Raw genomic sequence first — 5,619 nt, forward strand, 5'->3', positions numbered from 1 at the left:
GGCGCGCTCGGCGAGGTCGGCGAGCCGGACCAGCTCGGCCGCCAGGTCGCGCAGCGGCCCGGGCCGCAGCGCGTAGATGCGGCGCTGCCCGACCCGGCTGGAGCTGACGAGCCCGGCGCGTTCGAGGGTCTGCAGGTGCTTGGTGGTCTGCGGCTGCCGAGCCCCGGCGAGACGGGCCAGGACGCCGACCGGACGCGGCCGGTCGGCGAGCAGGCTCACCAGGCGAAGGCGGGCCGGATCGGCCAGCGCGGAGACGAGTACGTCCATGCCCATGAGTATTCTCCACAACGAATATTCGTGTCAAGGAATATGTAGACCTCGCCTCCGGCGTACGGCGGCCAGGGCCCCGCCTCGGCAGGGCCTGCGGCCACCCGGGGCAGGACGCCCCCACCGCGCCCCACCCGCACGGCATGATCACGTGTGGGAGACTGGCGCGTTCGACCGAGAGCCACACCCCCGGGGGTCCCGACCATGGCCGTTGTACGGATCACGCGCCCCAACGCGCGCTTCCAGCAATGGGAGGCGCTGCTGCGCAACCAGAACAAGCGCCAGCGCGCCGGGGAGTTCCTCCTCCAGGGCGTCCGGCCCATCACCCTGGCCGTCGAACACCACTGGCCCGTCCACGCGGTGATCTACGACGCCGACCGGCCGCTGTCACGCTGGGCCGCCGGCATCCTCGAACGCGCCGGAGGCGACCACATCGCCATGTCCCCCGACCTGCTGCTCCAGCTCAGCGGCAAGGACCAGCAGGCCCCCGAACTCGTCGCCGTCGTCGAACTCCCCGCCGACGACCTCACCCGCATCCCCGTCACCCCCGACTTCCTCGGCGCGGTGTTCGACCGCCCCACCGGCCCCGGCAACATCGGCACCCTCATCCGGTCCCTGGACGCCTTCGGCGGCGCCGGACTCATCGTCACCGGCCACGCCGCCGACCCCTACGACCCCAAAGCCGTCCGCGCCTCCACCGGATCCCTGCTGGCCCTGCCCGTCGTCCGCGTCCGCTCCCACCGCGACGTCCTGGACTGGACCGGCGGCCTGAGCGCCGAAGGCCGCCCCGTCCAGATCGTCGGAACCGACGAGAACGGCACCGTCGACATCGCCGACGTCGACCTCACCCGCCCCACCCTCCTGGTGATCGGGAACGAGACCGCCGGCCTCAGCGCCGGCTGGCGCGACGGCTGCGACATCATGGCGCGCATCCCCATCGGCGGCGCCGCCAGCTCCCTCAACGCCGCCAACGCCGCCACCGTCGCGCTCTACGAGGCCACCCGCCAACGCACCCGCCGCCCCTGACCCCACACCTACCACCAGGACCGCCCGCCGACCCGCACCGAATCCCCTGGCGACCTGGCACGCCATGCGCTCCCCCCTACTGGGACGTCGAGGTCCGTGTCCTGACCGAGCGCGGAAGGGGCCCCGCGGCCTGCCCCGAGCTTTTCGCCCAGCTACCGCTCTGGCGGTTCGTCCTCACCACCGCGGACGCCCGCTCACCGATGGACCTGCCCAGCGCCCTTCGGACAAGTACGGGTGTAACGACCGCCGACGAGAGGTCAGCAGATGCCCCGTCTGGGCTGGGCCACCAGACAAACACGGCCACCGGACTCCGCCACCGACCACCCACCGGAAATGCGACCGGAGCTCCCGGCCGACGCCGCGGTGATCGCAGACTCACAACACGACCCCGAACGCTTCGCGCTGCCGTTCCACCGCCACGCCCAAGCCATCGGACGCTACGTCACGCGACGCCTGGGCCCCGAACCGGCCGAGGACATCGTGGCGGAGACCTTCCTGATCGCGTTCCGCGAACGCGGCCGCTACGACACCGCCTGCTGCGAGCCCTGGCCCGCACCGGCGCCGACCCCGCCACCGAATCCTTCTCCGACGCCGCCGACGCACGACTCAGCGCCGGCGCGGCAGGCCGCGGACTCGCGGCGGCGATCGCCGGACTGCCCGCGGCCCAACGCGACGTGCTCCTCCTGGTCGCCTGGGCCGGACTCACCTACGACGAGGCCGGCCGGGCACTGAACATCCCAGCCGGAACCGTCCGCTCACGCATGAACCGCGTCCGCAGGCCGACGCGCTCATGGAGCGGGCCGCGCTCACGGCCTTGCACACACCGGTGGCGGCTCCGCGGGCCGACCAGTACATCTACCAGCAGAGCGTCGAGAAGCTGCGGCCCGGCGGCCGCCCCTACCTGCGGTACCGCAGCGAGTGGCTCTCGGTGGACGGGTCCAGGACGGGGCTCATCAGGGAACGGAACGCCGTCCCCGCCGGCATTGCCGCGCCGGAGAAGGACCAGATGCGGCCGGACGGCGAAGAGGTCCTGCGGGCATGCGGCCCGGTTCCCCTGCTGAAACGCCCCTACATGAGCGCCCTGCCGTCCAAGCCGGACGAGGTGCTGGTGCTGCTGGCAGAGCGCGCGGGCGACGGCGACCGGGGCGAGCGGCTGTGGAACACCGCCACGGACGTGATCGGCGCGAGCATGGCCCCCGCCGCCAGGTCGGCGTTCTACCGGGCGCTGGCCAAGATCCCCGGCGTCGGCGTCGCCCAGGACGCGGTGGACGCCTCGGGCAGGCACGGAGTGGCGCTCACCAGGTCCTCCGACGGGACCCGGGAGGAGCTGATCTTCGACCGGACCGGCTACGTCTTCCTCGGCGAACGCGTCCTCGACCGGCACGGCAACGAGATCTCGTCCACGTCCGTCGCCAGGCCCACCGTCGCGGACGACGCGCCCGCTCCCCGTCCCGGAGCCGCTCCAGGCAACTGCTGAGACCAAAACGCTTCCTCGAACGACAGTCTCCGACCTCAAATGCGCGTCGCCGCTTCCCCGCGGCGACGCGCTGCTGCTCATGGCTGCGGGTTGTCGAGTGATAGGAGAGGGTATGCAATCAACTGATGCCCTTTACGAAGTAAGGTACGAGCCGGAGTGGGAGAGTCTCCTTCTGGGAGCCGCCATAATCTGGTGGGTGCGGCCAAGCAGCTCCTATGCCTTCCTCGACCACCCCGGTCCCCTCGCCTTCGCCCATCGCGGCGGCGCCGGCGGACGTCCCGAGAACTCCATGGCGGCCTTCCAGCGCGCCGTCGACCTCGGCTACCGCTACCTGGAGACCGACGCGCACGCGACCGCCGACGGCGTCGTGATCGCCTTCCACGACCGGACCCTGGACCGCGTCACCGACCGCAGGGGAACCGTCGGGGCACTCCCCTACTCCGAGGTCGCCCGCGCCCGCATCCACGGAACCGAGCCCATCCCCCGCCTGGAGGACCTCATCGGCTCGTTCCCGGACGCCCGCTTCAACATCGACCTGAAGGAGGCCTCCGTCATCGGCCCCCTCGCCCGCGTCCTGCACCGGACCGCCGCCTGGGACCGGGTCTGCCTGACGTCCTTCTCCACCCGCCGCCTCACCCAGATGCGCGCCCGGCTGCCGCTGTTCACCGACCGGGACGTCTGCACCTCGCTCGGGCCGCGCGGGGTGATGGCCCTGCGCGCCAAGTCCTACGGCGGCCCGACCGCCAAACTCGTCCGGCTCGCCTCGACCGGTGTCGCCTGCGCACAGGTCCCCTACGGCCTCGGCCCGGTCCCCTTCGTCACCGAGGCGTTCATCGCCAAGGCCCACGACCTCGGCCTGAAGGTCCACGCCTGGACGGTCAACGACCCCGCCGCCATGGAACGCCTCATCGACATCGGCATCGACGGGATCATGACCGACGACCTGGTCGCCCTCCGCCACGTCCTGTCCGCCCGCGGCCTCTGGTCCCACTAGCCGCCGCGCCCCGGCGAACGCCGGCGTCAGGGGTCGGCCGGGAGGTCGACCCACTCCAGTGCCCATCGGTTGAGGTCGAGCAGGACGCCGCCGAGCGCGGCGCCCTTCTCGGTCAGCCGGTACTCGATCCGCACCGGGGTCTCGGGCTGGACGCTGCGCTCGATGAGGCCGTCGGCCTCCAGGTCCTTCAGCCGCTGTGACAGCAGCTTGTGGGTCATGTCCGGCACGGCCGCCGCGATGTCGCTGAACCGGGTGGCGCCGGCGAGCAGCGCGCGCAGCACCGTCGCGGCCCACCGGCGGCCGATCATGTCCATCGCCGCGGCGTAGTACGGGCAGTACGGCCGGAGGTGTTCGAGGTCCAGCTCGCCATGTGACATGATCCACATCCCGGTCTTCTATCTTTAAGATACTTTCCATCGAAAGGATACCAAAGGACCTGATCCGAGGAGTTGGCCATGCCCGAGTCGAGTACGGCGGCACTGTCGTACGAGGTGTTCGTGTCCGAGCCGATCCCCACCACCGGCACGCTGCCGACCGGGGAGGCGCAGTGGTGGTCGCCGATCTCCACCACCCTTGTCTCCGGCGCCGCCGAGGCCGTCCTGGTCGACCCGCCGCTCACCGTCGAGCAGACCCGCCGGGTCGGTGACCGGGTCGAACGCTCCGGCAAGCGGCTGACCCACATCTACATCACCCACGGCCACGGCGATCACTGGTTCGGCGCGGCACTGCTGGCCGAGCGCTTCCCCGGGGTGGCGGTCCACGCCACCGAGGGCACCCTCCGGCTCATGCGCGCCTCGGTGACCGGACGGCGGAAGGCGTTCTGGGACGGCCTGTTCCCCGGCCTGCTCCCCGACGTCCAGGTGTCGGCGCAGGTGCTGCCGGCCGGCGGTCTCACCCTGGAGGGGCACCGGCTGGAGGTGATCGAGGTCGGGCACAGCGACTGCGATGACTCCACGGTGCTGCACGTGCCGGCGCTCGGGCTGGTCGTCGCCGGTGACGTCGCCTACAACAACGTGCACCAGTACCTCGCCGACGGCGGGCTCGACGGCGGCATCGACGCCTGGCTCCGCGCCCTCGACACGGTACGCGCGCTGCGTCCGGCCGCCGTGGTCGCCGGCCACAAGGACGCCACCCGCGCCGACGACCCGCGCATCCTCGACGAGACCGCCGAATACCTGCGCACCGCCCAGCAGGTGCTCGCCGGGAAGCCCACCGCGCGGACGTTCTTCGACGAGATGACCCGCCACTATCCGGACCGGCTCAACCCCGGCACCGTCTGGCTCAACGCGCAAAGGCTGGCCTGATGCGCGCCGTACGCTTCCACGAGTTCGGCGGACGGGACGCCCTCAGGATCGACCACCTGCCCGAGCCGGAACCGGACGCCGACAGCGTGGTGATCCGGATCGTCCGTGCCGGTGTCGGCCCTCTCGACGACAAGGTCCGTGCCGGTGTCCTGCCCCCGTCGATGCGCAAACCGCTGCCGCTGGTGCCCGGCGCCAGCGCCGTCGGCCGTGTGGCGGACCCCGGGTCGTCCGGATACGCGCCCGGTACGCGCGTCCTGCTGTGCGGCTGGGGCTACGGGACGACACGCGACGGCACCTGGCGGGAGCTCGCGGCCGTCCCTCCAGATCACCTCGTCCCCATTCCCGACGACGTGAGCGACGACGACGCCGCGGGACTGGTGGCCGGAGCCGGGTATCTGACCGCCTGGCTGGCACTCACCAAGACCGCCCGGCTGCGGTCTGGCCAGGTCGTCCTCGCACCCGGAATCCACGGCGCGGTCGCCCACGCCGTCTCCCAGGCGGCTCCGCTCCTCGGCGCCTCGCAGGTCATCTCCACCGCCCGCGGCGCCGAC

General features: G+C 72.0%; 6 protein-coding genes and 2 pseudogenes. 6 read left to right on the forward strand and 2 right to left on the reverse strand.

Features of this window, described 5'->3' with window-relative positions:
- On the reverse strand, nucleotides 1-267 hold a 267-nt coding region (locus tag AB0J52_RS24735; protein WP_500184538.1), incomplete at its 3' end, for an ArsR/SmtB family transcription factor.
- Between the two features lie 204 nt (nucleotides 268-471).
- Here AB0J52_RS24735 and AB0J52_RS24740 point away from each other — a divergent pair.
- The 4 genes and pseudogenes from AB0J52_RS24740 (at nucleotide 472) to AB0J52_RS24755 (ending at nucleotide 3,764) form a co-directional block, all read left to right on the forward strand.
- Entirely contained in the window at nucleotides 472-1,293 is an 822-nt protein-coding gene (locus AB0J52_RS24740) for a TrmH family RNA methyltransferase (protein WP_500184540.1), read from the forward strand.
- Nucleotides 1,294-1,493: 200 nt separating this feature from the next.
- A pseudogene (locus tag AB0J52_RS24745) lies at nucleotides 1,494-2,012 on the forward strand (hypothetical protein); the annotation flags it as partial.
- A pseudogene (locus AB0J52_RS24750) lies at nucleotides 1,913-2,770 on the forward strand (CU044_5270 family protein); the annotation flags it as partial. The pseudogenes AB0J52_RS24745 and AB0J52_RS24750, both read left to right, overlap by 100 nt.
- Before the next feature lie 196 nt (nucleotides 2,771-2,966).
- The gene (locus AB0J52_RS24755; RefSeq protein WP_500184542.1) at nucleotides 2,967-3,764 is read left to right on the forward strand and encodes a glycerophosphodiester phosphodiesterase family protein; all 798 of its coding nucleotides are present in this window, start codon (nucleotides 2,967-2,969) and stop codon (nucleotides 3,762-3,764) included.
- 26 nt (nucleotides 3,765-3,790) lie between these two features.
- Here the strand turns inward: AB0J52_RS24755 and AB0J52_RS24760 are convergent, their stop codons facing one another.
- Complete coding sequence (locus tag AB0J52_RS24760) at nucleotides 3,791-4,141, reverse strand: winged helix-turn-helix transcriptional regulator (RefSeq protein WP_500184544.1); 351 nt, start codon at nucleotides 4,139-4,141, stop codon at nucleotides 3,791-3,793.
- Nucleotides 4,142-4,219: 78 nt separating this feature from the next.
- Between AB0J52_RS24760 and AB0J52_RS24765 the strand changes: the two genes are divergently transcribed.
- Together AB0J52_RS24765 and AB0J52_RS24770 are read left to right on the forward strand one after the other, a co-directional pair.
- Nucleotides 4,220-5,068 (forward strand): MBL fold metallo-hydrolase, encoded by an 849-nt coding sequence (locus AB0J52_RS24765; protein WP_500184546.1) that lies wholly within the window; start codon nucleotides 4,220-4,222, stop codon nucleotides 5,066-5,068.
- Nucleotides 5,068-5,619 (forward strand): quinone oxidoreductase family protein (locus tag AB0J52_RS24770; protein WP_500184547.1); only part of this gene is annotated, 552 nt, incomplete at its 3' end. The genes AB0J52_RS24765 and AB0J52_RS24770, both read left to right, overlap by 1 nt.

Origin of the sequence: Spirillospora sp. NPDC049652 (assembly GCF_040675125.1) — a bacterium.
Lineage (GTDB): Bacteria > Actinomycetota > Actinomycetes > Streptosporangiales > Streptosporangiaceae > Spirillospora.